Source organism: Leptolyngbya sp. AN02str (genome assembly GCF_050565595.1).
Lineage (GTDB): Bacteria > Cyanobacteriota > Cyanobacteriia > Elainellales > Elainellaceae > Kaiparowitsia.
The window spans coordinates 44,032-68,619 of the sequence record NZ_JBNXVR010000023.1; the positions used below are offsets into that span (position 1 = coordinate 44,032).

Sequence of the window (24,588 nt, forward strand, 5' to 3'; positions counted from 1 at the left end):
CGACATGAGAGCTTTTGTGGAAATTGACCACGTTGACAAGGAATTCTCGCTGCCGGGGGGCGATCGCTACGTCGCCTTAAGCAACATCAACCTCGACATTCAGCCTGGCGAATTTATCTCGCTGATTGGGCATTCGGGGTGTGGTAAGTCCACCCTGCTCAACATTGTGGCGGGGCTAGACCACGCCAGTTCTGGCGGCATTGTGCTGGAGGGTCGCGAGGTTAAGGAACCCGGCCCCGATCGCATGGTGGTCTTTCAAAACTATTCGCTGCTCCCCTGGAAAACCGTTCGCCAAAACATTGCCCTAGCCGTGGATGCGGCGATGAAAAAGCTCTCCAAGACAGAGCGGGCAGCTGTGGTGGAAGAGCACATTAAGTTAGTGGGTCTGACTCATGCGGCCGATAAACGGCCTGCAGAACTATCGGGTGGTATGAAGCAACGCGTGGCGATCGCCCGGGCTCTGGCCCTGCGCCCCAAGCTGCTGCTGCTAGATGAACCCTTTGGTGCGTTGGATGCGTTGACCCGCGGCAACCTGCAAGAGCGCCTGATGCAAATTTGTCAGGAAAGCGGCGTTACCTGTTTGATGGTGACCCATGATGTGGACGAGGCTCTGCTGCTGAGCGATCGCATCGTCATGCTCACCAACGGTCCCGCCGCCCAAATCGGCCAGATTCTGGAAGTACCGATTCCGCGTCCGCGTAACCGAATGGAGGTGGTGAACCATCCCAGCTATTACGGCTTGCGTAACGAAATCATTTACTTCCTCAACCAGCAGAAACGCCTGTCTCGCCGTAAAAAAGCAGCGCCTAGTGTGGCGATCGCCCGCAACGGATTGGAGAAGGTTAACCTGGAGTTGGGCTTTGTGCCCCTCACCGACTGTGCGCCGCTGATTGTGGCCAAAGAAAAGGGCTTTTTCGAAAAGTATGGTCTGGAGCAGGTGACCCTGAGCCGCGAACCAAGCTGGAAGGCGATCGCCGATGGTGTTTGCTCCGGTCGGCTGGATGGTGCCGCCATGGTGGCAGGCATGCCTCTGGCCCTCACGTTGGGAATGGGCGATCGCTCCCCCACCGCCATTACCACCGCTCTCACCCTATCCCGCAATGGCAATGCCATTACTCTACATCGCAAGTTCTACGACCAAGGCGTGCGATCGCTCGAAGATTTCAAAGCCTACCTAGATCAAACGCCCGACACCGTTCACAACCTGGGCGTCGTGCATCCCTCATCCATGCACAACCTCATGCTGCGGCACTGGCTGGCTTCGGGCGGTATCGACCCCGACCGCGATGTTCTGCTGACCACCATTCCACCAGCACAAATGGTCGCCAACCTCAAAGCCGAGAGCATCGACGGCTACTGTGCAGGCGAACCATGGAACAGTCGCGCCATCCAAGAGGGTCTGGGCTTTGTCATCGCTACCGATCTGGATATTTGGGATGGCCATTGTGAGAAGGTGCTGGGCGTTCAAGATGAGTGGGCCAACCAACATCCCGAAACCCATCTAGCCATGGTCAAAGCTTTACTCGAAGCCTGCGAATATTGCGACGATCGCCGCCATCGAGAAGAAATTCTTGACCTGCTGTGCCAGCCACAGTATTTGGGCATGAGCGCCGATTACATTCGCCCCGGCTTTATCGATGCCTACGATATGGGCACCGAGATTGAACCGCAGCAATTGCTCCATTTCAACCAATTCTTTGTCAACAAGGCCAACTGTCCCGATCCGGTTGAGGGGTTGTGGATGCTCACCCAGCTCGCTCGCTGGGGTGTGGTGCCCTTTCCCAAAAACTGGCAAGAAATTTTGACTCGGGTTCGTCGGGTGGATGTGTTTAGCACAGCAGCTCGAGACTTGGGTGTGCCTCACCTATTGCGCGATCGCACCCCCGTCACCCTAGCCGATGGCACCGTGTTCAATCCCGACGATCCCATCCAATATCTCAACAATTTGGCAATCAAGCGCGATATTCGCATTCAAGAAATTGTGCTCGATCGGCCATCCGTTGCTGCGTAGGAACCGTTGTCGCTCAAGGTAATACTGACCTTGAGCCCGCGTCCTTATCCGTTGTCCTCATTCTTAAAACCCATGCAAACGCTCAACTCCACCCAACTTGCTACCAGTGAGACCCAACCCATTACCCAACCGAATTTTCTGGAAATTCGGGATGTTTCCAAAACGTTTGTCACCCCAAAAGGTGAATTTCCCGTATTGGACGGGGTCAACCTCTCGGTCAAAGAAGGTGACTTCATGTGCGTTATTGGCCACTCGGGCTGTGGCAAATCGACGCTGCTAAATATGGTGGCTGGCTTTTTGACCCCGACCGAAGGGGAGGTGCTGTTGCAGTCGCAGCGGATCGCCGAACCCGGCCCCGATCGCATGATGGTGTTTCAAAACTATTCGCTGCTGCCCTGGAAGAGTGCGTTTGACAACGTTTACTTGGCGGTGAACTCGGTCTACACCGGCAAAACCAAAGCCGAAAAGATGGAGATCGTGAACGAGAGTCTGGCCATGGTGGGGCTGACCGAAGCCGCTCACAAGTTGCCCAAACAGCTTTCGGGCGGGATGAAGCAGCGGGTGGCGATCGCTCGTGCGTTGGCCATTTGCCCCAAGGTGCTGATTTTGGATGAACCGTTTGGGGCGCTCGATGCCATCACCAAGGAAGAGTTGCAGGAAGAGCTGCTCAAAATTTGGACAGATCACAAAGTGACCGTTCTTATGATCACCCACGATATTGACGAAGCCCTATTTCTGGCCGATCGCCTGGTGATGATGACCAACGGCCCTTCTGCCACGATTGGCGAAGTGTTGGAGATTCCCTTTGAGCGGCCGCGCGATCGCACCCGCATTATGGAAGATCCCAAATTCTACGAGCTGCGCAACTACGTGCTTGATTTCCTCTTCCATCGCTTTGCCCACGACGAAGACTAAGGCCAACTCGTCCATTTTGGTGCTCTGTTTTGGTAGCTCGGTTTGGTGAAATGACTGAAATTCGCGCGATCTCGGGTTAGGGGGTCGCTGGCTTAAGCGACCTCCAACCTGACAGCATTTCGCTTCACTCAAGCCGTCATCCCGCCAGCAGCGCAGATGCCAGCAGGCCTTGCACTAATGGACGAGACCAATGAATGAAAGCAAGAGCAGGGGTGCGGGGTTATTCAACATACGCCATAACCCTGCATCCATCTTTACCCCATAACCTGGCTAGAACCTATGCCCCAACGGGGGATGGCTCTATCTAACCTCAAACCCGTATGACCTTGGATTGCGTTAAAACTGTTTGCCCCTACTGCGGAGTTGGTTGCGGGCTTGAAGCCGTACCTACCACCCAAAAAGACGGCACCTCCGGCTGGAAAATTCGGGGCGATCGCGCCCATCCCTCTAGCCAGGGGATGGTGTGCGTCAAAGGGGCAACCGTCATGGATGCCATCCATACCAATCGGTTGCTCCAGCCCCTCTACCGCGCAACGCTCGATCAGCCGTTGCAGCCGATTAGCTGGGATGCAGCCCTAAACCTAATTGCCGAGCGCATTCACACCACCCAACAGAACTATGACCGCGATGCGATCGCCATGTATGGCTCAGGCCAATTTCAAACCGAGGACTACTACGTTGCGCAAAAGTTAATCAAAGGCTGCTTGGGCACCAATAATTTTGATGCCAACTCGCGGCTGTGCATGTCATCTGCGGTATCTGGTTACATTCAGAGCTTTGGCTCCGATGGGCCACCGTGTTGCTATGACGACTTAGAACAAACAGACTGCGCCTTCTTAATTGGCACCAACACCGCCGAGTGTCATCCCATCATCTTTAATCGGCTGCGCAAGCACCACAAAGCCAATCCCCACGTCAAATTGATTGTGGTTGATCCTCGGCGGACACCCACCGCCGAAGCCGCCGATCTGCACCTTGCCATTCGCCCCGGTACCGATATTGACCTGCTCAATGGCATTGGCTGTCTGCTGTTGCAGCAAGAGGCTGTCGATATCTCATTTGTTCAACAGCACACGAATGGATTTGAAAACTACATCGAGGTCTTGCGCCACTATACGCCCACCGCAGTGGCTCAGCGTTGCGGCATTGACGAGGCAGATCTCAGGCTAGCGGCTCAATATTGGGCCGCATCGCATGCGGTGCTGTCGCTTTGGTCGATGGGCATGAATCAGTCCAGTGAAGGAACAGCCAAGGTGCGATCGCTGATTGATCTGCATCTCCTCACAGGCATGATTGGCAAACCCGGCGCGGGGCCATTCTCCCTGACCGGCCAGCCCAACGCTATGGGTGGCCGTGAAGCAGGGGGCTTGGCTCATCTGCTACCGGGCTATCGCTCTGTCAAAAACGCCAACCATCGCCGGGAGCTTGAGCAATTTTGGAATTTGCCTGCGGGTCATTTGTCAGCCCAGGTCGGTCGCACCATTTGCGATACCATTGAAGGCTTGGAAACTGGCGACATTCGTTTTTTGTGGATTGCGGCGACCAATCCCGTTGTCAGTCTGCCCGACTTAGACCGAGTCAAAGCAGCGCTAGAGCGATCGCCCTTTACGGTCTACCAAGATGCCTACTACCCAACCGAAACCAGCCAATTTGCCCATTTGCTGCTGCCCGCCGCCCAATGGAGCGAAAAAACTGGATGCATGACCAATAGCGAGCGCGTGGTGACGCTCAGCCAAGCTTTTCAAGAACCGATGGGTGAGGCCAGATCCGATTGGAGCATTTTTGCGGAGGTGGGTCGCCGCCTCGGATTTGGGCACCAGTTTGCCTTTGAAACTAGCGCAGACGTGTTTGCCGAATTTGTCCAGCTCACGCGCGATCGCCCCTGCGATATGGCCCACATCAACCACGCGCGGCTTCAGGCCGTAGGGCCACAGCAATGGGGCAAGCCAGAAATTCAAGCTTCATCCCCCTCTGGCGCCACACCAGCATCTGGCTCAGCTCGGCTCTATACCAATCATCATTTTGCCACAGCCGATGGTCGCGCCAACTTTGGGGCATTTCACTCTCGTGGCTTGGCCGAGCCACCCAATCCCGACTATCCCTTTGTCTTTACTAACGGTCGCCTGTATGGTCACTGGCACACTCAAACGCGCACCGGCCATATTGAAAAAATTCGGCAAATGCACCCACAGCCTTTTCTAGAAATTCACCCGCGAGATGCTGCAACTTTGGGGGTGGAGCAGGGAGATATCGTGGAGGTGCGATCGCGCCGAGGCTCGGCCCAGTTCCCAGCAAAGATTACCCGTGGCATTGCCCCCGGCACCGTATTCGCCCCAATGCATTGGGGCTTCCTGTGGGCAGACCACGCTGAAATTAATGTGCTCACCCACCCCACCAGTTGCCCCGACTCGCGCCAACCCGAGCTAAAAGCCTGCGCCGTTCAGCTCATTCCGGTTGCCCAGTTGCCATCGTTAGAATGCATTGAATCGCCCAAAGCCATGACAGCTTCCAACAGTTAATTCCGCTAAGTCGTAACTGACCGTCAGCTCCGGGGTTGTCTTTCACACTGGACTTACGCATTGGTGCTGTGGGTGGTTGTTGAAAGAACCTGAGTTTTGGATAAGCTGAAAAGCCCAATTTTGCGTGCGCGTCGCGTACGCAAAATTGGGCTTTTCTGAGGGTTGCGCGACGCGCAACCCTCAGAAAAGCTCTTAACCAAAACTGACGTTTTAAAGAAGACAGCCTACAACAACCATCCACATGTTGAACGACATCGACACCATGAAAAAACCAAACCCTAAAACTCTGTGCGGACGGTACAGAATTTTAGGGTTTTATAGTTAATGATGGCTGATTGCTTATTACCCTTGGCCTGATTCAAATCAAGGCCAAATTCTGATCTTTTCAACTCCAGAATATCAGGCAAAAGCGAAAGTAGCCTAAATCCAATATGGGCACATAATCGCAACAGCTTGATATCTGATTGGTATCTTATACTGCTCACACTCAACCGGATTGCTCAGCCGTATTTATCAATCACGTTCAACAAGCTTTTGACTAGAGAAAACAGGTGAGGGACGAAACCCCCATCTCTAAACATTGAGAAGCCGATACCAGTCTTCTATTGGGCTTCTAGCGGGGAGAATCAAGCAGGCTCAACCTTAAGCAAAACAAAGCTTTGGCTCTATCCAATTACCCATTTGTTAAGAATCATATCTGTACCCATTGACAGAAGGCTACAAGGCTTGGATTCAGTAACTTAAGGACATGCCGCATTAGGAGATTCAACACCATGGCTGAAGTTCAAGATATTCAAAAAAATGTTCAGCAGGAACAAGAAATTCGTCAACCTTACGCCTTTGCTGGGACCACCTGGCGATGGGGTTTTGTTCCTAGCGCCGAAATTTGGAATGGCCGATTGGCGATGATTGGATTTTTGGTTGCTGTTTTGATCGAGGTTTCTACTGATCAAGGTTTCTTACATTTTTGGGGTCTTCTGTAACTCTCGAACAGTACTCCCGACTCTTCTCCACAGTTGAACGAAGATGTAGTTGTTGCACCTATTTCTTGATGAAAAAGGTGCAGCATTTTTTTGCAGTTTTGCAGACGCTTGAATGCCTGCGAACTAAAAGAAATTTGTTATTTCAACACTCACACAAGGTTGTCAAATTAAGTGTATTTGTGTTATTTATCGAGTGCGAATATCTGATATAAACTCATACGGCAATCCAGGTTTTGCTATAGCGCCTTCCGAAAGCAAATCACGCGCTCCACTTCGCAATAACCCAAGGCTTGATGGGCTTCTAAACTGACAGTATTATCTAGCTCGCAGTCGCTGGCCATTTCGGTTAGGCCAAGTTGTTTTGCCCAGGTTTCTGCGGCCTGAATTAACGCAGCGCCCCACCCCTGTCGCCGCAGATCGGCATCCACATACCACCCCTCAATGTAGCCAACGCGATCGCTCGTGCAGCCTTCCGCATAGTTGCGCACACTCACCTCCACAAATCCACCCAAGCGACCATCGCCCCGATCAACCACAAAGGCAGCCATGAGAGTTGTCGCTGGATGCAACGGCTGTGCCAAAAATTTGTCAATTTCGGTAGCCAACTCATCCACTCCTGAAGAGGGCCACAGTTGCGATCGCATCCTCAACCATTCAGGGCGATCGCCCACCGCAACCAAGCGAATGTGCATTATCCTGTCCTCGTCCTGTCCTCGTCCTGTCCTCGTACGGTTCTCAAACTCGGCGGCCCATAATCACCAAATCACACAATTTGCCATCCAGCACCGCCACCCCCGGCAAAAAGCCCCAGCGTTCAAATCCAGCCTTTTCGCTCAGTCGCAGGCTAGGTGTATTGTGGCCAAAAATAAAACCCAGCACCGTTGTCACGCCAAACTCAGGACAGCGCTCAATCAGACATTGCAGTAACTGAGTGCCAATGCCTTGGCCCTGGCACTCGGGCGCAATGTATAGGCTAAACTCGGCAGTACCCTGATAAGCCGGACGACCATAAAACGTGCTGAGGCTAATCCAAGCAATGATGCGGCCTTGGCGCTCTAGTACCCAAATCGGGCGAGTCTGGGGATGATGCTCCTGAAACCAAATTAACCGACTTTCAACCGAGACTGGGTCGGTATCGGCCGTTGCCATGCGTCCTGGAATGGAAGCATTGTAAATTTCGACAATGTGCGGTAAATCGGCAAGCGCTGCGTCGCGCAGGTGGCCATTTGCGATGAACGGATTCATGTTGGGTGGATAGGGCAAAGCGTGTCATGGTGTGAGCCTACCAGGAGAATTTCGCATTTGTTGCGATCGCCCGCTCATTTACCACAACACGTCGTTACCATGATTCATCTATCCCTTATGCAAAGCGCTTAAAACCAGCCGTTTCGAGCCAATGCCAATTCCAAACAATCCTGCGACGTATCTGCTGAACTGAGCAGTCCAGACTGACGCCTCTAGACCTAAATCAACCTATACCGCCAACCGATAATGACGCTCTTCCAGCCATTGCCGCATCTCAGCATCGGTCATGGCATCAGTTGTTTCGTTTGTGAGTGGATCGTGAGCCTTCCATCGCAGATTGCCCGCGCTGTCGCGAGTTGACCAAATGTGAGGCTCATTCGATACAGCCAACCGATCCATCAAGCCGTACCACAAATCGGCCAATCCCTGGCTTAACACAGGTTTGCGAGATGGGCGCAGCGAGGGCTGCACATATCCTTCCAGTTTGGATGTCAGCTGCCAGCGGTTCATAGGTGATTACTCCTTTGGTTTTTGCTACATCTCCAGAATAGAAAACAGTAGCAAAAGCTACAAAAACTAGCCTGCATCGTTTTATGAACAGCTTCGATACAACACAAGGCCATTACAAGGCATTGCTTTCCCTTGTACACTTGTATTAAAGTGCAAGTGTATTGCCAACCTGAGCCAACTTCACCCTCGACGCTGCATGTAAGCGTTCGTCGATCTTTTAGCTGTGTCCCATAGGCTGCTTGCTGGGTTAGGGCATGATTCCGCTACAACTTACGCTGAAGAATTTTTTAAGCTATCGCGACGCCACCATCGATTTTCGAGGGTTACATGTGGCCTGTATTTGTGGTGTCAACGGGGCGGGCAAGTCGTCTCTGTTAGAAGCGATCGCCTGGGCGTTGTGGGGCGAAAGCCGCGCCGCCATCGAAGATGATGCCATTCACATGGGCGAAACCGAAGCTCAGGTTTCGTTTACGTTTCAATGTTTTGAGCGGGTGTATCGCGTGATTCGCGCTCGCTATCGTGGCCAAAGCAGCAGTTTAGAGTTTCAGGTGCAAACATCCGATGGATTTCGCAGCTTAACCGCCAAGGGACTCCGCGCCACCCAACAGCTGATTGTGCAGCACATTCGGCTGGATTATGAAACGTTCGTGCACTCGGCCTATTTGCGCCAGGGCCATGCCGACGAATTTATGCTGAAGCGGCCTAGCGATCGCAAACAGGTCTTGGCTGATTTGCTCCAGCTTCAGCAATACGACGATTTGGGAGACAAAGCAAAAGAGCGATCGCGCCAGCTCAAGGCCGAACTCACAGTATTAGAACGCAACCTAGAGCAAACTGATCACCAGTTGCAGCAGCGAGAAACCCTTACGCTTGAGCTGGAAAACTTGATGGCCAACCTAGCCAACCTGCAGCAACAGCACGATGCCGATACCGAAACTCTGCGACAGTTGCGGGCAGCCAAGCAGCTACGCCAATCGTGGGTACAGCAATTGAACTTGCAACAGCAGCAGCAGCAACACCTGTTGCAAGACTGCCAGCGACTCAAGCAGGAACAACACCAACTCATTAAGCAGAAGGTATCGCTAGAAGGGGTGTTGCATCAGGCCGAGGCGATCGCCGCTGGATGTGCGGAATACCACAGCCTACAAACCGAAGAAGACCTACTGAGTACAAAATTTCATGCTCATCAGGCAGCCCAGGCTCAACTGCAAACTCTACAGCAGCAATACCAAACTCAGCACACAGCCCTCAGTCAAGAACAAAATCGACTGTACACCCAGCTCGAAGCCCTGCATCAGCAAGCCGAAGAATTGCAGCAAACCTTGAGCAAAGCTACCGAGATTGAGGGAGCGTTGACCAAACTGCACGAAGCACGCGATCGCCTGGCCAAGCTCGATCAGCTGCAAGTGCAGGCAGCTCCTTTGCTACAACGACGGCAACAGCTCCTTTCTCAACTAGAGCACCACCAAGCTCGGCTGATTGCTCGTAGCGAAGCGCTGCAAACCACAGCCCAGCAGCTTCAGCAACACAATCAACGTCAGCCTCAACTGCAGCAAGCGGTCATTGAGGTGGCGACCGCGATTCAATATCTGGAAAAACGACGGCTCTATCAACAACAAGTCTTAGACAAGGGGTTGGAGCGACGCAGCTTTTTGGAGCGCTTGCAGGATAGGCAGCGGCACATTGAGGCGCAAATTGTGGAACTTGACCACAAGATCGTGCAACTCAAACAGGGAGCCCAGTTTTCTCACAGCCATCCCGAATTCAAGCAGGATAAGGCCCACGACCAAACCGGGCACCGCAGTCATGCCAATCCTGGTCATGCCGAGCCTAGTCATGGCAACAACGGTAAGAACAACAACGGTAAGAACAGCAGCACGAACAACGGTCACCATCTCGCAGAAGCAGCAGCCAGCTACGGAGCAGAAGACGTGCCCAACGGGCAGGGCAAGGCTAAACGCAAATCTGGCAAAGCCCAGCGCAGCGTTGAACCCGACTCGTCCCAGCCAACCCTCGACTCGTCCATGACGGAAACAGTAGCGATCGCACTGGATGCAATGCCGTTTCCACCGTGCCCGGTGTGCGATCGCCCCCTGGATGAGCACCATCTTCAAATTGTGATGGAGCGGCACCTGGCTCAAAAGCAGGAACTTCAGGATCAGATTTGGGTGATTCGCGAACAATTGGCCACCTCCGATCGCGAAATTCAACTCTTGCGGCAAGAGTATCGCGACCTCGAAGAAGAGTTGGGTCACTACAACTCCATTTTGGAGCGGCACGGTAAGCTGCAAGAGCAATTGCACGGCGCAACCCACGGCCAACACCAACTCGCACAAATTCGCCAAGAGCAAGAAGATATTGAGCGATCGCTGCAAACGGGTAGTTACGCCCTCGAAGTTCACGAAGAACTGAGACTGCTCGACCAAACCCTGCAAACGCTCAACTACGACGACAAGAACCACGCCCTGGCAAGAGGCGAGGTAGATCGCTGGCGCTGGGCCGAAATTAAGCAAGCCGAAATGAAACAGGCTCAACGGCGGTTGGCGCGGGTGCAAGAGCAAGTACCTACCCTCGAACAACGGCTGGCTATCGTTGAAACTCAGCTTGATGGGTTGCACCAATCGGAAGCCCAGCAACACATTCGCCAACTGGAGCAGCATATCGAGGCGATCGCCTACAACCTGGAGGAGCACACCACCCTGCGCAACAAGCTACGTAAAGCTCAAGCATGGCAGCTCCGGCAGCAAGAACTACAGCAAGCTCAACAAACCTATCCCCAATTGCAACAGCGGCAACAAGACCTAACCAAGCTGCTGGAGACCCGCACCCAAGCACTGAAATCGCTGACTGAACAAATGGAGCGCATGGTTGAGCAAATTGAGCAAACTCCCAATCCCGAAACGGCGATCGCCAACCTGGAGACTCACATTCAAGCTCGACGAACTCACCTCGACGAACAGCTCGCCCATGTTGGCCGCGCCCAGCAGCAGCAGCAGCAGCTAGAGCTCCTAAGCGTGCAGCAGCGCGAGCTGAACACCCAGCTCAATTCCCTTCGTCGGCAGCTACGAGTCTACACCGAGCTATCGCAAGCCTTTGGCAAAAATGGGATCCAGGCATTGATGATCGAAAACGTCCTGCCCCATTTAGAGGCAGAAACCAACCACATTCTGAGCCGCTTGAGCAACCACCAACTGCATATACAATTCGTCACGCAGCGTAGCCGTCGCAAAGGTGGAGTCAATAGCAAATTGATTGAAACGTTAGATATTTTGATTGCCGATGCTCAGGGCACACGGCCTTATGAGACCTATTCTGGAGGCGAGGCCTTTCGGATTAATTTTGCCATTCGGCTAGCCCTGGCACGCTTGTTGGCTCAGCGATCGGGGGCGGCCCTGCAAATGCTGGTAGTTGATGAAGGCTTTGGCACCCAGGATGAGGCTGGATGCGATCGCCTCATTGCCGCAATTCAAGCGATCGCCAACGACTTTTCCTGTATTCTGACCGTCACTCACATGCCCCGCCTCAAAGAAGCCTTTCAGCACCGGATTGAAGTCACCAAAACAGCGGAGGGGTCTCAAGTTCAGCTGGTTGTGTAGAGCAAGTTGTCCAACAGAATAGATTTGACGGCTCTGTCAAATCTAAAACAAGCATTTTTCAGGGATTTCAAGAGGTTGCCAACCCGCAAAACAGGCTGGCGAGGCCCACAGATCTGAGAAATGGTTGATACTGCAGTCCAACCAAATTTGGTAGAAAGAGTAAGATCATCAACGACATTTGCGCTGTTGAATCGGCAATTTTGGGGCGATCGCCCTGTGCAGCAATTGTCCAGAAAAAACTAAGCTAACGTGAGTTATGGATAAGCTGAAGTGCCCATTTTTGCGTGCGCAACGCGCACGCAAAAATGGGCTTTTCTGAGGTTTTCGCGCCGCGAAAACCTCAGAAAAGCCCTTAACCGAAACTGACGTTAAGCTAAGGCCATACAGGTCGCAAAGTTTTTCACTTAATTGCCTTTCAGCCTGCAATCGATCGAGCACTGGGAGTTCTTCATGGTTCTTCGTCATTGGCAAAAATATGGAGCGGTAGGGTTAGTTGTAGTCTTGGGTTTGGCAGGATGCAGCCAAAGCAAAGTAACCCAGTGCAATCAACTCACCGAGCAAACCAACCAAACCGTTGAGGCGGTGCAGGGCATTGTGCAGGCCAACGCCACACCGAATCCCGAAGCGCTGCTGCAAGTTGCCGAACGGTTTGATCAGGGCAAAACCGACATCGAAACTCTACAGATTAACGACCCCCAGCTCAACACCTATCGACAACAGTTTGCCAGCATGTATGCTGAGGTGAGCAGCTCGGCTCGCGAGTTGGCTAGTGCGCTAGAAAATCAAGATTTTGAAGCAGCACGACCCGCCCGTGAGACCTTTCAAACAGCCACCAGCAAAGAAGCCGAACTGGTGGAGCAGGTCAACACCTACTGTGGTGCTCCGACTTCCACCGAGCAGCCATAACCGAGCGACCATCGCTCTATTTCTTTGCTTCGTCCCGTCGTTTTGCCCAGTTATGAAACAGCCCGACCCAACCGAACAACGCGTTGTTTTATCCGATGTGAGTTGGCAACAGTTTGAAGCGTTGCTGCATGAGCTTGGCCCTAACCGCACGACCCGCCTCACCTATAGTGGCCGCAAGCTAGAGATGATGTCTCCACTACCAGAACAAACGCGCTGCCGCAAGCTGATAGATTCTTTGATTCAGCTCGTAGCAGAGGCTCAAGCTCAACCCATCACGGCGATCGCCCCAGTTCAGCTGCTGCACTCAGACTGGCGAATTGCCATTGCCCCCAGTGCCATCTACTACATGGGCCACAACCCCACCCTTGATGGCATCACTCAAGTCCAAGATGAGGATGGAGAGGCTGTTGTGACCCTAGATGTTAACCAAGCGGCACCACCTCAGCTCGCCATTGATATTGCCATTAATAAGCGGCAGCTCAAGCCGTTGCCAATCTACGCCAGCCTGGGCGTGAGTGAAGTGTGGTGTTACCAAACCTTTTTGGGCGACGATGCTCTCAAAGGCGAACTAAAAATTTTTAATTGCCAAAACGATACCTACACGGAACACCGCGTCAGCCAATTGCTCCCCAGCCTCACGGTGCAGCGCATTCAAGATTTTTTGCAACATAGCGAGGCCATGGGTTTGGTAAAGGCGATCGCGCTTGTGCGAGAGTGGGCTTCACATCCCAGATAAGTCGAGGGAAATCTGGGCAAAAAAAAAGCGCAGTTCCCCGCGCCTCTGTAGGCAAATTTAACGTGTTCCAACACTCGCCATTGGCTTTCACCAAGCCTATCAAACCGAGAGCAACCTAGAAGCGCACACCACGCTTTCGGAGCGACGCAATCATTTGCTGGCGTACTGCAATTGCCCACTGGTCAAAATCTTGACTATTTTGAATAGTGGTTGCCGGAATGGGAGGCACTTCTAACACTTGCGATCGCTTATTTCGATTCATGACACTATCTCCATCAACTAAAAACGACTGGCTGCCGACTCCAATGTGATGGCTTGTTTGAAAAAGCCTTAGCCAAAACAGGGGGATTTTCCAACACAACAAGAGCGAATCCAGATCAATTACTGAATCTCATCCGCACTATTACAACTTCCTATTACTATTCGTAGCCTATTTTCCAGCTCAGAGGCGAGTCAGCATTCCACCAACGAATCATGGCTATGCAGAAACTGCATAGCCATGCACGAGGGAAGCAAGACCATCCCTTATAGGGCAAGCGATCGCGCTTTTAACAGACCTGGGAAACTGTCTGCAAATCTTGACATCGTCTGCCAGCGACCTAGTATGGTCTATACATCTCGGCTTGGCGATCGATGCTGGTTTTGGGCCTATCACCCTTCTGGGCAGTTGATTCAAAAGCTGGCATTGCAAGTATTCACACAGTTACTTTTACACACTTACTTTACGGTACGGTCGTTTTATGGTTCTTACCGCTTCTACCATGCTGCCGCTGGGCACTCCAGCACCCGCTTTTCATCTGCCCAATGTGGTCACGGGCGACATGGTTTCGCTCGATACGTTTCAAGACAAAGCTGTGCTGGTGGTGATGTTTATTTGCCGCCACTGTCCCTTTGTCAAGCACATTCAGACCGAATTGGCGAAGTTGGGCAAAGACTATGCCAATCAAAGTGTTGGCATTGTGGCAATTAGCGCCAACGACGCGGCCAACTATCCCGACGATGCCCCAGAATCGCTCAAGGAAATGGCTCAATCGCTAGAGTTCAATTTTCCCTTGTGCTACGACGCTAGCCAGGATACGGCTAAGGCCTACACTGCCGCCTGCACCCCCGATTTCTTCGTGTTTGATGGCGATCGCCAACTAGTGTATCGGGGACAGCTCGACAGCAGCCGTCCCAGCAATCAACAGCCTGTCACTGGACAAGATTTGCGTCGGGTGATCGATGCAGTTCTGGCAGGAAAAGCTGTTGCAGAGGAGCAAATCCCTAGCATTGGCTGCAACATCAAATGGATTCCCGGAAATGCGCCCGACTATTTTGGTTAGAGCCTGAACCTAACAAAACATCAGTTGCGGGGATGAACTCTTCTAGGGATCGCATTGAACAAGCCTCAAACATGGGGGCTGTCGCTTATCCAGAACTGACGTCGACGCAGGTTCACAGCAAGAGCGAAAGGCAATTGCCCAGATGGGGAACGATGGCCTAGTCTTGCAATTTCTTTTGGTCTTCTCGATAGCGAATATATTCCGCAGCAAAGGCTAAAATCCCAGATCCTAAAATGAGCACCACGCTCAGTGCGTTGATGTCTGGTCGGACACCTGTTCGAACTCGGCTAAAAATTTCCATTGGTAGCGTGGTGGTGCCACCGCCAGCGGTAAAGCTCGAAATCAGCAAATCATCCATACTCAGCACAAAGGCCAGCAAACAGCCCGAAATAATCGCGGGCATGATTTCGGGTAGCAGCACTTTGATGAATGCCTGGAACGGAGTTGCGCCCAAATCTAGCGCAGCTTCTTGCAGGTAGGGATTGAGACCTGCTAACCGGGTCGAGACTACCACAGCGATATAGGCAATACAAAAGACCACATGGGCCGAGACCACCGTCCACAAGCTGAGCGGAATGGCCATGGAGGCCAAAAAGACCAGCGTTGCCACGGCGATCGCAATGTCAGGAATAATCAGCGGTAGGTAAGCCACCCCTTGATACAGGCCCTTGCCAGGAAACTCGTAGCGCGACAGCCCAACCGCCATCAGCGTGCCCAGTACGGCCGCAATGAGCACCGCCAGCATGGCGACCGACAGGCTATCTTGCAAGGCCGACAGGATGCGCCCGTCCCCCAACATTTGCTGATACCACCGCAGCGAAAATCCCGTCCACTCTGCGCTAAAACGAGACTCGTTGAAGCTAAAGAACGCCAGCACCAGCACTGGCAGGTACATAAACGCAAACATGAGCAGTGTGAACCCAAACTGCCACGATATGCGAAACTTGCGTTCGGACTTGGAGGAAGGATTCATCACTAGACGGTCTCCGCATTGCGATCGCCATACTTCAGCAGCAGGGCAATGGATATGCTCACGGCCAAAATCAGAATCATACTAAGCGCCGAGCCAAAGCCCCAATTACGAGTTGCACCCAAAAATTGGTTGTAAATCAGGCGAGCCATGGTCATGCTAGAGGCTCCACCCAATAGCTCGGGAACCACAAAGTCGCCCAAACTGGTGATGAAGACCAGCAAGCAACCCGCCGCGATACCGGGCAAAGACTGGGGTACCGTAATTTTCATAAACCCTTCGCGGGGGGTTGCGCCCAAATCGGAAGCAGCTTCGAGCAAGCGCTTATCCAGTTTTTCCAACGATGCATAGAGAATCAGCACCATGTAGGGCAAAAAGTTATAGGTCAGCCCGATCATGACAGCCAGTTGGGTGTTCAAAATATCTACAGTCGGCAAACCAAGCAGGCTCAATGTACTGTTGAGCACCCCTGATGGTCGCAGAATGGTAATCCAGGCATAGGAACGCAGGAGCGAGGAAGTCCACAACGGCAGGACAAAGCCAACCAGTAACAGGTTCCGCCAACGCTTAGGAGACAAAACCGCAATCCAGTACGCCACGGGAAAGCCCAACATCAAACACATGAGGGTACAAATGATCGCAAAAAACACAGAGCGAAAAATCACCCGCAGATAAAGCGCCTGCCCAATATTGAGATAGTTGCCCAAGCCGTAGCCAGCCGGAAGCGTTCCGGGACGAAATCCTGGCAAAAAGCTCAGCTCCAAAATCATGAAGGTGGGCACAACCAACAGCAACAGCAACCATACACCGGGAGGAGCCAGCAGTACCAGGGGTTCTATTAATTTGACAGCACCATGCTTGATGCGATCGCCCAAGGATTTTGGCGGGGTACCTGAAGATGGAACAGGAGCGGTAGTGGCCATAAAAGCAGCAAAATGAACAGCCTGAATATTAGCCTAGCGGCAAGCTCGCACAACACCAATTTACCCGAGCGATCGCGCCATCTCACATCAGCTGTTGAGCTGGGTCCAATAGCGATCGTAGATTTCGGCCGCATCGCCAACCGTTGCAAGCACCTCACACTTGGCTAGCACCTCATCTGGAGGAAAGAGCGTTTCATCCGATTTCAGCTCATCGGGCATCAGTTCAAATGCTTGTTTGTTGGGGGTTGCCAAGCGCAGCCGCGACACAATTGGCGCGGAAGTATCAGCCGCAAGGATATAGTTGAGCCAGGCATAGGCGGCATCAACATTGGGGGCCGATTTGGGAATGACAACAGCATCCGTCCACACGGTCGCGCCACTGGCGGGCACAACATATTGCAAGTCAGGATTCTCCTGCATGGCGTCGATCCCATCCACTGAGTAGGCATGGGCCACTAGCAAATCGCCCACAATAATCTGATCACGCCAACCATCAGTTGTAAACGAGTTGAGGTCGGGCTTTAGCTCGGCCAACAGTTCATAGGCTGCTTCGATTTCATCAGGGTCTTGTGTGCTGTTGGAATAGCCCAGGCTCTTAAGCGCCATGCCCATCACTTCCCGTACGTCGTTTAGCAAGGTCATGCGACGCGACAGCTGGCGCTGGTTATCCCACAAGTAGTCCCAATCTTCAATTTCGCCCAGCTCTGCAGCGTTGTAGATGAGTCCGGTAGTTCCCCACGCATAGGGAAAGCTCATTTCGTTGCCGGGGTCATAGGGAGGATCTTGCCATTGTTCGAGCAGATCTGCGGTTTTGGGCAGGCGATCGCCATCCAGGGGCAACAGCAGATCAAGCTCCTTCATCGTTTCCACCATATAGTCGGATGGATAGATGACGCTGTACTGTTGCCCCCCACCAGCCTGCATTCGGGCCAGCATGGTTTCGTTAGAGTCGTAAATGTCAGCAATCACGCGAATTCCAGTCTCCTGCTCAAACTGTTTCAGCAGGTCTTCATCGATATAGGCTGACCAGGAATAGACATGCAGCGTATCGGCACTAGCCGCCGCTTCACCACCTGAGGAACCCACATCAGCCAAGTTGCGCGCACAATTTGTGAGTACAGCTCCCGATAAGGCAGCCGTTGACAGCTGTAAAAACCGCCGCCGACTGGCAGACATGCGGGGCGATCGCCAAAGTGAACGAGATGAACGAGTACCTCTGCGGTGCATGACAACACTCCTACTTGCATCCTAAATACAGACTGAACGGGCCGCAGCTTCAGCTTAATGAGGCAAAACCCGCAGCAGATAGCACCAACATTAATTAACCATTGGTTGCAAAATGTTTTCGTGCATAGTGAACTACTCGATGGAGATTGAAGTGAGAGCTAGGCCAATCGCCATGCCCAACAAACCCGCATCAGTGTCACCGAGCTAGTTGATCAAGGCCAAACAGTCAGCCGACGACCACGACACAAAGATGGGTTCATCAGTGGCGATCGCAGTTCCAAGCCGGTTGGGTTGCGACACCGTCACCGTTTCCCCAGACACGAGCTTCACCACGTAGTGAACATGGGTGCCCAAGTACATGGAGTGTTTCAGCCGACCTTCAAAGACGTTGTCAGCGTTTGGGGACTCCAGGCTCACATGCACTTTCTCAGGGCGAATGCTCACCACCACTGCATTCCCCACCGAGCCGTGCCAGCCGTCGCCTGGCTTCACCAAAATCGAACTGCCTTCTTCAGTCACCATCTTGATCAAGCTTGGGTCTGTCGCTTCCACATAACCATGAAACAGGTTGGTATCGCCAATAAAGTCGGCAACAAATGGAGACCTGGGATATTCATAAATTTCGCTGGGAGAACCCACTTGCTCAACCAATCCAGCATTCATTACAGCAATGCGGTCGGAGAGGCTCAGCGCTTCTTCCTGGTCGTGGGTCACCATGACAAACGTAACGCCCAACTCCTTGTGCAGATTGGATAGCTCAACCTGCATTTCTTTTCGCAGTTTCAGGTCTAGCGCCCCCAAGGGTTCATCCAGCAACACAACGGTGGGCCGATTCACCAAGGCTCGTGCTAAGGCAACCCGCTGCTGCTGACCACCCGAGAGCTGGCTGGGCGATCGCCGCGCAAACGACTCCATCTTCACCAGCTGCAGCGCTTCAGAAACCCGCGCCTGAATTTCGGCCTTACTAGTTTTTTTCAACCGCAAACCAAACGCCACATTGTCCCACACCGTCATGTGGCCAAACAGAGCATAGCTTTGAAAGACCGTATTGACCGGGCGACGATAGGGCGGCACACCCGACACATCTCTCCCGCGAATAAACACCTCACCAGTTGTCGGCTCTTCAAATCCGGCGATCAGGCGAAGCGTTGTCGTTTTACCACATCCCGAGGGACCTAAAATGCTGAAAAACTCGCCCTGGCGCACATTCAGGTCAATTCCCCGGACTGCCGCTTCGCCGTTATAGATTTTGACGACGTTGCGCAGCTCCACATCATTTTGGGTATCGACCTCAACGATGGCTTGGTTTTGTGTGAACGTTTGGGCCATGTGGCAGTTTCCCCGCAATTCCAGCTATTAGAGTTCCCAGGTTATGGGATGGATAGTATCAGAACATTGAAGATAAGAGCGAAGATTGTTTGACTGCTGAGCAAAAATGTCGGTGAAACCGAGTTGTTTGTTGCCCTATGTTGTGCATCTCAAGCCAAGTTGATGATGAGCGTGAGAAGCCTTACAGGTTTGAGTGAGGTTTGAAATTTCAAATTCTGCACTTCAGTTTCTCGCTTGGGGCTGTTTTAATCCTGTTGCTATTGTCCTGTTGCTATTGTTTGGTGACAATCCAAATTCCTATCGTTACAGTTGATACGGATTTTGGTGCAAGCAGACAGAAAGTTAATTAACTGCTGCTGATCAGGAGCGTTTGTTCCCCAAACCGGGCTGAACCATCAGGTCAATAAGGCTCAAGCGTCTCACACATTTGGCATAGTAGATTGGCGAAGTATCCTAGAGCGATCGCCCTGCACGCGTTTTCCCTCAATCCCCACTTCCTTACAAACTAAGGATAAACTGATTGAGGTTGTGAGCATATTGCTCCACATTCGTCCACTCATTATCTTGCTCAGATATCACGGCGTATGGCTCTTTCTCAATACCCTCAAAAGAATAGCGATCGCACCGTTGGCAAGCAATATCAGGCCCTCATTTCCATGCTAGCTATCACCTTGGTGCTGCTAGGAGGCGTGGGAGCCCGCCTGTTTTATCTGCAACTGGTGCAAGGGCAATACAACCGTCAACTAGCCGACAGCAACCGTATTCGGCTGATGCCCAAGCAACCCGAGCGGGGTCGCATCATCGATCGCAACGGTAAAACCTTGGCGGGCAGTCGCCTATCTTACTCGGTCTTTTTGTGGCCCATTGCCAACCGCGAGCAAGAGTGGGAACCCATCATTGAGCGCCTATCCAATATTCTCAAAATTCCACCACAAAACATTCGCAGCTTACTGCGGCAGGCTGGATACAATTCTCCCTCGCTGTTGCGCATTGCTCGCGGCATCAGCCCTGAGCAGATCACAAAACTGGCAGAGTACAACCTGGAACTCAAAGGCGTACAGGTTGAAGGAGAAGCAGTTCGTTACTATCCCAATGGTGATTTGGGAGCCCACGTGTTGGGCTATACGGGCGAACTGACCGACGAAGAGCTGGCCGAGCGCGAGGCGGACGGCTATCGGCTGGGTGATTTGATTGGTCAAATGGGAGTCGAGGCCGCATTTGAATCGCAGCTTCGGGGCGAATGGGGTGGTCAACAGGTGGAGGTGGATGGAGCAGGCCGCGTGCTGCGCGTGTTGGGCGAAAAACCGGCCCAAGCCGGAAACACCGTTCAGCTCACGCTGGATTTGAATTTGCAGCGGGCCGCAGAAACGGCCTTGGGCGATCGCAAAGGTGCCGTTGTTGCCCTCGATCCCCGCAACGGGGCTGTTTTGGCGATGGCTAGCCGTCCTGCTTTTGATCCCAACATCTTTTCCAGCCGCATTACCGACGATCAGTGGACGCAACTGCAAAGTCGCTCCTACCCATTTCTCAACCGTTCCCTACAAAGTTTTCCCCCGGCAAGTACGTTCAAGGTCGTCACTGCCGCAGCCGGAATTGAATCCGGTCGATATTCGCCCTCAACAGTTCTACGCTCATCGGCCTATCTACTGGTGGGTGGCATTCAGTTTTGGGATTGGAACCGGGCAGGCTTTGGCTCGATTGGCTTTGAGCGCGCCATGGCCATGAGCAGCAACACCTTTTTTGGTCAGGTGGGGATGGGCATTGGTGAAGAAACGCTGATCGAATGGGCAAGGCGGTTTGGCTTTGGCCGCAAGACTGGCATTGAGCTGGCCCGTGAAGAATCTAGCGGTCTGGTGCCTGACGAAGCCTGGAAACGCGAAGTCTTTGAGGAAGGTTGGTATGCAGGCGACACCATTAACATGTCGATTGGCCAAGGTGCCGTACAGGCAACTCCGCTACAGGTAGCCGTTATGTTTGCCGTGCCTGCCAATGGGGGAGATTTGGTCACCCCGCACCTGCTCAAAGATCGGGAGGAAGCCCGAACCTGGCGGCGTTCGCTGAACTTGAAACCGGAGACGATTAGAAGCCTGCAGCGCGGCCTGCGGCAAGTAGTGACCAGCGGAACCGGGGGAGCCCTACGGGGCGGGAATATCCCGCCACTAGCAGGCAAGAGCGGGACTGCCGAAGATCCACCGCGCGATACTCACGCTTGGTTTGGGGCCTATGGCCCGGCAGACAATCCAGAAATTGTAGTCGTGGCATTTGTTGAAAACTCGGGGGGCGGTGGTGGCAAAGTTGCTGGCCCAATCGTCCGTCAAGTGATGGAAACCCATTTCAACAACAAACAACCCACCCAGGCCGCCGGAACGGCATCTGTTGTGTCGGATTAGTCCCATCTCCATCTCAAGATGGCCAACTTAGAATAATCAACTCACTATGACAAGCCTCAGTGAATGCAATCTAGACTTTAGATTGCATCCACTGAGGATGTTGTACAGGTTCTATGGAGCCCTCGTTTTGTCTATGCGATCGCGGCTAGAAGGGCATGGTCGTTGCAGTCGTAGCGGCAACAGCAGTCAACGCTTGGGTAGCAAACTGCAACACAAAAATGGCCAGAATGGGAGAAATATCTAACCCACCAATCGGGGGAATGAAACTGCGGAAGAGATTGAGATAAGGATCCGTTAACTGGCTGACCGTAGCAAACGGCTGAGCATACCAGTCAATGTTGGGAAACCAGCTCAACAGAACCCGTACGATGATGAGTACGAAGTAAATGTTGAGGAAAATACTCAGCGACTGGGCAACTAAAGCAACAGGACTATTCATAGGATGCGTCAACGAGGGGTCGTTTCAAACTTACGTTTTAGATTACAGCAGTTTGCTAGATGTTGAGATCGTCCAGTTGGGTTAGCCATGCGATCCCACCGGACTTTCACGTTTTCTCAAGATTTTGGTAAGCCGTTGCAGCCATTGACTGTAGCACAGCACGATTGACCTTGCCCTGAGCATTGCGTGGAATGGCATCCAGCAGAATCCAGTGTTTTGGGCATTTGTAGCGGCTGAGGCGATCGCCCACTGCCTCGGCGAGTTCAGGCACCGTCACCGTTGGGTGCATTGGCACGTAGCAGGCAGTCACGACTTCTCCCCAGTGGCGATCGCGCATCCCCAGCACCACCACATCTAGCACCAAGTGTGTCGCTCGAATTGCCGCCTCCACCTCGCCCGCAAATACATTCTCACCACCCGTAATAATTTTGTCGCTACTGCGTCCTACCACATGCAGCCGCCCAGCATGATCCACATAGCCCACATCATCCGTGGCGAACCAAGGATGGGCAAACGGCTGCGGGAAATAGCCCAGCATCAGCGACGTCGCCTGTACATGAACCGTCCCTACGCGATGTTGCGGCAAAGGATTTCCGGCTGCATCGCGAATCGAGAGGCGGGCATGAGGCAGGGGGGTGCCGCAGCTAGCCAGCCCCGCAAAAAACTCGTGGGGATGTTGCGTCACAATTTGCGAGGCTGTTTCAGTCATCCCGTAGGTTAGCGCTAGGTTGAGATGGTGCTGGCGGGCCTCATCCAACAAGGCAGGCCAAGGCGGCGCTCCTCCCAGCAAAATGGTGCGCACCTGCGGTAGCCAACCCACTAGGGCTGGCTGTTGCAATAGGCGCTGAAGCTGGGTCGGCACGAGGGATAGAAAATAATGTGCTGGGTCGATCGCAGGTAATTCTCCAGCGGTCAGGGCCTTAGCGGAATGTAGCGCCAGCGATCCGCCCGTGAGGAGGCTTCGCAACAGTTGCATGAAGCCACTGACGTGGTAAAGCGGCAGCACGCAGCACGCATGGACCCGATCGCACCCAAAGTGTTGCCGAAAGCCCCAAACCGATGCTGCTAGCGTATCCCACGTGTGCATGGCAAACTTCACCCGGCCAGAGGAACCCCCCGTTGGAATCAAAATCAGCGGTTCGTTTTGGAGGGAAGCAGGCCAGGGGCGATCGCCATCGTTCTGTTTCAAGGCATCCCGATTCCACAGTGCTGGAAGCGGCAGATCAACATCTGCCCACACATGCGACGGTTGCACTAGCGCGATCGCCTGTTGCCATTCATCAACAGTCCACAACGGATTGCCCAGCGCAATTGAACACTGCGCCATCCCTGCCGCCAAAATCGCGGCTAATGTTTGCAGCGGATCGGGTTCAGCCAGCAAAACGAGGGTTTGAGCAGTGGAGGGAGCGATCGCCTCAAGCCGCTGCTGCACCAGAGCCGACAAATCATGATCTCCCAGGCCAATCACCCAATCTTCTGTCAGCCGCTGCTGAATCACGCACTCGATTGGGATGGGAGGGATTGCCATATCCATTCATCGACCCCGATTCCAAACTCATCGGCAAACCAATGCTGCGTACCAAATCCCAAAGCGCGGGTTGGAGCCGCCACCGAGGGAATCCAAGATTGCAACAAATAGCGACGGGCGATCGCCGTTTCAAAGACCGATGACCACACCACATCTGGCTGGTAGGCATGACAAACCTGCCGCAGTTGTGCAGGCGATCCGGCGATCGCTGGCTTGATCACTACAATACCGTGCCAACCCCACTCACAGATCTGCTGCAGCTGAGCAACAGTCGCCACCGATTCATCCAGCGCAATTGGGGTGGGAAAGCGATCGCTCAACGCCAGCATCTGATCCAGGCAATCGGTCGGCAACGGCTGTTCTAAAAACTCGATCTGAGGGTAAGCAGCACAAGCTTCTAGCCAAGCGCAGGCCGTTTCCCAATTAAGGCTAGCATTCGCATCAAGCCGCAGTTTTGAATCCGCTGTTGGCAATACCGAGATGAGATGGGGAAGCCTGAGCAGCTCTTCTTGGAGCGGTAAAACTCCAATTTTGCACTTCCAGGTGGTGCAGCCTTGTTCCCCGTCAAACCGGGTACGCATGTCATCATCCCCGTAGGGCAGCAAGCGTGCCGAGGCCGGTTCTTCTGGTTGCACTAACCACGTTTTCGGCTGTAGTAGCTGCTCCAGTGCCATTTCCAGGCCAAACTGGCAAGCAGGCAACGAGTCAGGAATATGGGCGATCGCCGCTGGGGTGATGGTGCTACCGAGCTTCGTGCAAAAAGCGATCGCCTCATCCAACGATTCGCTCCCAAACCAAGGCAGCGGCGCAATTTCACCAAATGCAATGCGATCGCCCATCTCCAGTCGCAGCAACAGTCCCTCTCGCACCGACCAGCTTCCATACTGAGTTTGCAGCGACTGGCGAAATGGCCGCTGATAAACCCGAAACTGGAATGCAATCCTCTCTGCCACAGTCAAGCCAAATTTACCGTTGCCAGTTCCCGCACAATAAAACACCCATTCCACAAATCACCCAGGTAGGAAAATCACCAGGTAGG

General features: G+C 53.1%; 20 protein-coding genes. 9 read left to right on the top strand and 11 right to left on the bottom strand.

Annotated elements, in window-relative coordinates; all coding sequences use genetic code 11:
- The first annotated feature begins 4 nt into the window (after nt 1–4).
- The 4 genes from ACQ4M4_RS17330 to ACQ4M4_RS17345 all read left to right on the top strand — a co-directional run bounded on the left by ACQ4M4_RS17330 (nt 5) and on the right by ACQ4M4_RS17345 (nt 6,428).
- Nucleotides 5–2,011, top strand: a complete 2,007-nt coding sequence (locus ACQ4M4_RS17330) for a nitrate ABC transporter ATP-binding protein (RefSeq protein WP_430685699.1) — start codon at nt 5–7, stop codon at nt 2,009–2,011.
- 72 nt (nt 2,012–2,083) lie between these two features.
- On the top strand, nt 2,084–2,926 hold the full coding sequence (locus tag ACQ4M4_RS17335) for an ABC transporter ATP-binding protein (protein WP_430685700.1): 843 nt from the start codon (nt 2,084–2,086) through the stop codon (nt 2,924–2,926).
- A 320-nt stretch (nt 2,927–3,246) separates the two neighbouring features.
- Nucleotides 3,247–5,445, top strand: a complete 2,199-nt coding sequence (locus ACQ4M4_RS17340; protein ID WP_430685701.1) for a molybdopterin oxidoreductase family protein — start codon at nt 3,247–3,249, stop codon at nt 5,443–5,445.
- A gap of 773 nt (nt 5,446–6,218) precedes the next feature.
- Complete coding sequence (locus ACQ4M4_RS17345) at nt 6,219–6,428, top strand: chlorophyll a/b-binding protein (protein WP_430685702.1); 210 nt, start codon at nt 6,219–6,221, stop codon at nt 6,426–6,428.
- 236 nt (nt 6,429–6,664) lie between these two features.
- On the opposite strand, the gene aac(6') is transcribed toward ACQ4M4_RS17345, so the two are convergent.
- From aac(6') to ACQ4M4_RS17360, 3 genes are all read right to left on the bottom strand, one after another.
- Complete coding sequence (gene aac(6'), locus ACQ4M4_RS17350) at nt 6,665–7,120, bottom strand: aminoglycoside 6'-N-acetyltransferase (RefSeq protein WP_430685703.1); 456 nt, start codon at nt 7,118–7,120, stop codon at nt 6,665–6,667.
- A gap of 43 nt (nt 7,121–7,163) precedes the next feature.
- On the bottom strand, nt 7,164–7,673 hold the full coding sequence (locus tag ACQ4M4_RS17355; protein WP_430685704.1) for an N-acetyltransferase family protein: 510 nt from the start codon (nt 7,671–7,673) through the stop codon (nt 7,164–7,166).
- Between the two features lie 228 nt (nt 7,674–7,901).
- The gene (locus tag ACQ4M4_RS17360) at nt 7,902–8,183 is read right to left on the bottom strand and encodes a hypothetical protein (RefSeq protein ID WP_430685705.1); all 282 of its coding nucleotides are present in this window, start codon (nt 8,181–8,183) and stop codon (nt 7,902–7,904) included.
- Nucleotides 8,184–8,437: 254 nt separating this feature from the next.
- Here ACQ4M4_RS17360 and ACQ4M4_RS17365 point away from each other — a divergent pair, with 254 nt between their 5' ends.
- The 3 genes from ACQ4M4_RS17365 (at nt 8,438) to ACQ4M4_RS17375 (ending at nt 13,421) form a co-directional block, all read left to right on the top strand.
- Nucleotides 8,438–11,779: an AAA family ATPase gene (locus ACQ4M4_RS17365; protein WP_430685706.1), complete on the top strand. Its 3,342-nt coding sequence runs from the start codon at nt 8,438–8,440 to the stop codon at nt 11,777–11,779.
- A 450-nt stretch (nt 11,780–12,229) separates the two neighbouring features.
- A complete protein-coding gene (locus ACQ4M4_RS17370; protein ID WP_430685707.1) occupies nt 12,230–12,685 on the top strand; it encodes a hypothetical protein in 456 nt (151 codons plus the stop codon).
- Nucleotides 12,686–12,737: 52 nt separating this feature from the next.
- The gene (locus ACQ4M4_RS17375) at nt 12,738–13,421 is read left to right on the top strand and encodes a hypothetical protein (protein WP_430685708.1); all 684 of its coding nucleotides are present in this window, start codon (nt 12,738–12,740) and stop codon (nt 13,419–13,421) included.
- A gap of 115 nt (nt 13,422–13,536) precedes the next feature.
- Here the strand turns inward: ACQ4M4_RS17375 and ACQ4M4_RS17380 are convergent, their stop codons facing one another.
- Nucleotides 13,537–13,683, bottom strand: coding sequence for a hypothetical protein (locus tag ACQ4M4_RS17380; RefSeq protein WP_430685709.1), 147 nt, complete (start codon nt 13,681–13,683; stop codon nt 13,537–13,539).
- A 478-nt stretch (nt 13,684–14,161) separates the two neighbouring features.
- Here ACQ4M4_RS17380 and ACQ4M4_RS17385 point away from each other — a divergent pair, with 478 nt between their 5' ends.
- The gene (locus tag ACQ4M4_RS17385) at nt 14,162–14,743 is read left to right on the top strand and encodes a thioredoxin family protein (protein WP_430685710.1); all 582 of its coding nucleotides are present in this window, start codon (nt 14,162–14,164) and stop codon (nt 14,741–14,743) included.
- Nucleotides 14,744–14,900: 157 nt separating this feature from the next.
- Here ACQ4M4_RS17385 and ACQ4M4_RS17390 read toward each other — a convergent pair whose 3' ends face one another.
- The 4 genes from ACQ4M4_RS17390 to ACQ4M4_RS17405 form a co-directional block, all read right to left on the bottom strand.
- Complete coding sequence (locus ACQ4M4_RS17390) at nt 14,901–15,716, bottom strand: ABC transporter permease (protein WP_430685711.1); 816 nt, start codon at nt 15,714–15,716, stop codon at nt 14,901–14,903.
- A gap of 2 nt (nt 15,717–15,718) precedes the next feature.
- Nucleotides 15,719–16,636, bottom strand: coding sequence for an ABC transporter permease (locus ACQ4M4_RS17395; protein WP_430685712.1), 918 nt, complete (start codon nt 16,634–16,636; stop codon nt 15,719–15,721).
- Between the two features lie 87 nt (nt 16,637–16,723).
- A complete protein-coding gene (locus tag ACQ4M4_RS17400; RefSeq protein WP_430685713.1) occupies nt 16,724–17,863 on the bottom strand; it encodes an ABC transporter substrate-binding protein in 1,140 nt (379 codons plus the stop codon).
- A gap of 204 nt (nt 17,864–18,067) precedes the next feature.
- Entirely contained in the window at nt 18,068–19,192 is a 1,125-nt protein-coding gene (locus ACQ4M4_RS17405) for an ABC transporter ATP-binding protein (RefSeq protein WP_430685714.1), read from the bottom strand.
- Between the two features lie 584 nt (nt 19,193–19,776).
- Between ACQ4M4_RS17405 and mrdA the strand changes: the two genes are divergently transcribed.
- Nucleotides 19,777–21,582, top strand: a complete 1,806-nt coding sequence (gene mrdA / locus ACQ4M4_RS17410; RefSeq protein ID WP_430685715.1) for a penicillin-binding protein 2 — start codon at nt 19,777–19,779, stop codon at nt 21,580–21,582.
- A 145-nt stretch (nt 21,583–21,727) separates the two neighbouring features.
- On the opposite strand, the gene ACQ4M4_RS17415 is transcribed toward mrdA, so the two are convergent.
- The 3 genes from ACQ4M4_RS17415 to ACQ4M4_RS17425 form a co-directional block, all read right to left on the bottom strand.
- Nucleotides 21,728–22,021: a YggT family protein gene (locus ACQ4M4_RS17415; protein ID WP_430685716.1), complete on the bottom strand. Its 294-nt coding sequence runs from the start codon at nt 22,019–22,021 to the stop codon at nt 21,728–21,730.
- 106 nt (nt 22,022–22,127) lie between these two features.
- A complete protein-coding gene (locus ACQ4M4_RS17420; RefSeq protein WP_430685717.1) occupies nt 22,128–23,549 on the bottom strand; it encodes a 2-succinylbenzoate--CoA ligase in 1,422 nt (473 codons plus the stop codon).
- On the bottom strand, nt 23,516–24,502 hold the full coding sequence (locus ACQ4M4_RS17425) for an o-succinylbenzoate synthase (protein ID WP_430685718.1): 987 nt from the start codon (nt 24,500–24,502) through the stop codon (nt 23,516–23,518). The genes ACQ4M4_RS17420 and ACQ4M4_RS17425 overlap by 34 nt, the downstream gene beginning before the upstream one ends.
- Nucleotides 24,503–24,588 lie beyond the last annotated feature (86 nt).

Excerpts from the sequence above, each read along its gene's own strand:
- ACQ4M4_RS17330 (WP_430685699.1), top strand. The coding sequence starts at position 5 with ATGAGAGCTTTTGTGGAAATTGACCACGTTGACAAGGAATTCTCGCTG.
- ACQ4M4_RS17335 (WP_430685700.1), top strand. The coding sequence starts at position 2,084 with ATGCAAACGCTCAACTCCACCCAACTTGCTACCAGTGAGACCCAACCC.
- ACQ4M4_RS17340 (WP_430685701.1), top strand. The coding sequence starts at position 3,247 with ATGACCTTGGATTGCGTTAAAACTGTTTGCCCCTACTGCGGAGTTGGT.
- ACQ4M4_RS17345 (WP_430685702.1), top strand. The coding sequence starts at position 6,219 with ATGGCTGAAGTTCAAGATATTCAAAAAAATGTTCAGCAGGAACAAGAA.
- ACQ4M4_RS17355 (WP_430685704.1), bottom strand. The coding sequence starts at position 7,673 with ATGAATCCGTTCATCGCAAATGGCCACCTGCGCGACGCAGCGCTTGCC.
- ACQ4M4_RS17360 (WP_430685705.1), bottom strand. The coding sequence starts at position 8,183 with ATGAACCGCTGGCAGCTGACATCCAAACTGGAAGGATATGTGCAGCCC.
- ACQ4M4_RS17365 (WP_430685706.1), top strand. The coding sequence starts at position 8,438 with ATGATTCCGCTACAACTTACGCTGAAGAATTTTTTAAGCTATCGCGAC.
- ACQ4M4_RS17370 (WP_430685707.1), top strand. The coding sequence starts at position 12,230 with ATGGTTCTTCGTCATTGGCAAAAATATGGAGCGGTAGGGTTAGTTGTA.
- ACQ4M4_RS17375 (WP_430685708.1), top strand. The coding sequence starts at position 12,738 with ATGAAACAGCCCGACCCAACCGAACAACGCGTTGTTTTATCCGATGTG.
- ACQ4M4_RS17380 (WP_430685709.1), bottom strand. The coding sequence starts at position 13,683 with ATGAATCGAAATAAGCGATCGCAAGTGTTAGAAGTGCCTCCCATTCCG.
- ACQ4M4_RS17385 (WP_430685710.1), top strand. The coding sequence starts at position 14,162 with ATGGTTCTTACCGCTTCTACCATGCTGCCGCTGGGCACTCCAGCACCC.
- ACQ4M4_RS17390 (WP_430685711.1), bottom strand. The coding sequence starts at position 15,716 with ATGAATCCTTCCTCCAAGTCCGAACGCAAGTTTCGCATATCGTGGCAG.
- ACQ4M4_RS17395 (WP_430685712.1), bottom strand. The coding sequence starts at position 16,636 with ATGGCCACTACCGCTCCTGTTCCATCTTCAGGTACCCCGCCAAAATCC.
- ACQ4M4_RS17400 (WP_430685713.1), bottom strand. The coding sequence starts at position 17,863 with ATGCACCGCAGAGGTACTCGTTCATCTCGTTCACTTTGGCGATCGCCC.
- ACQ4M4_RS17405 (WP_430685714.1), bottom strand. The coding sequence starts at position 19,192 with ATGGCCCAAACGTTCACACAAAACCAAGCCATCGTTGAGGTCGATACC.
- mrdA (WP_430685715.1), top strand. The coding sequence starts at position 19,777 with ATGGCTCTTTCTCAATACCCTCAAAAGAATAGCGATCGCACCGTTGGC.
- ACQ4M4_RS17415 (WP_430685716.1), bottom strand. The coding sequence starts at position 22,021 with ATGAATAGTCCTGTTGCTTTAGTTGCCCAGTCGCTGAGTATTTTCCTC.
- ACQ4M4_RS17420 (WP_430685717.1), bottom strand. The coding sequence starts at position 23,549 with ATGGCAATCCCTCCCATCCCAATCGAGTGCGTGATTCAGCAGCGGCTG.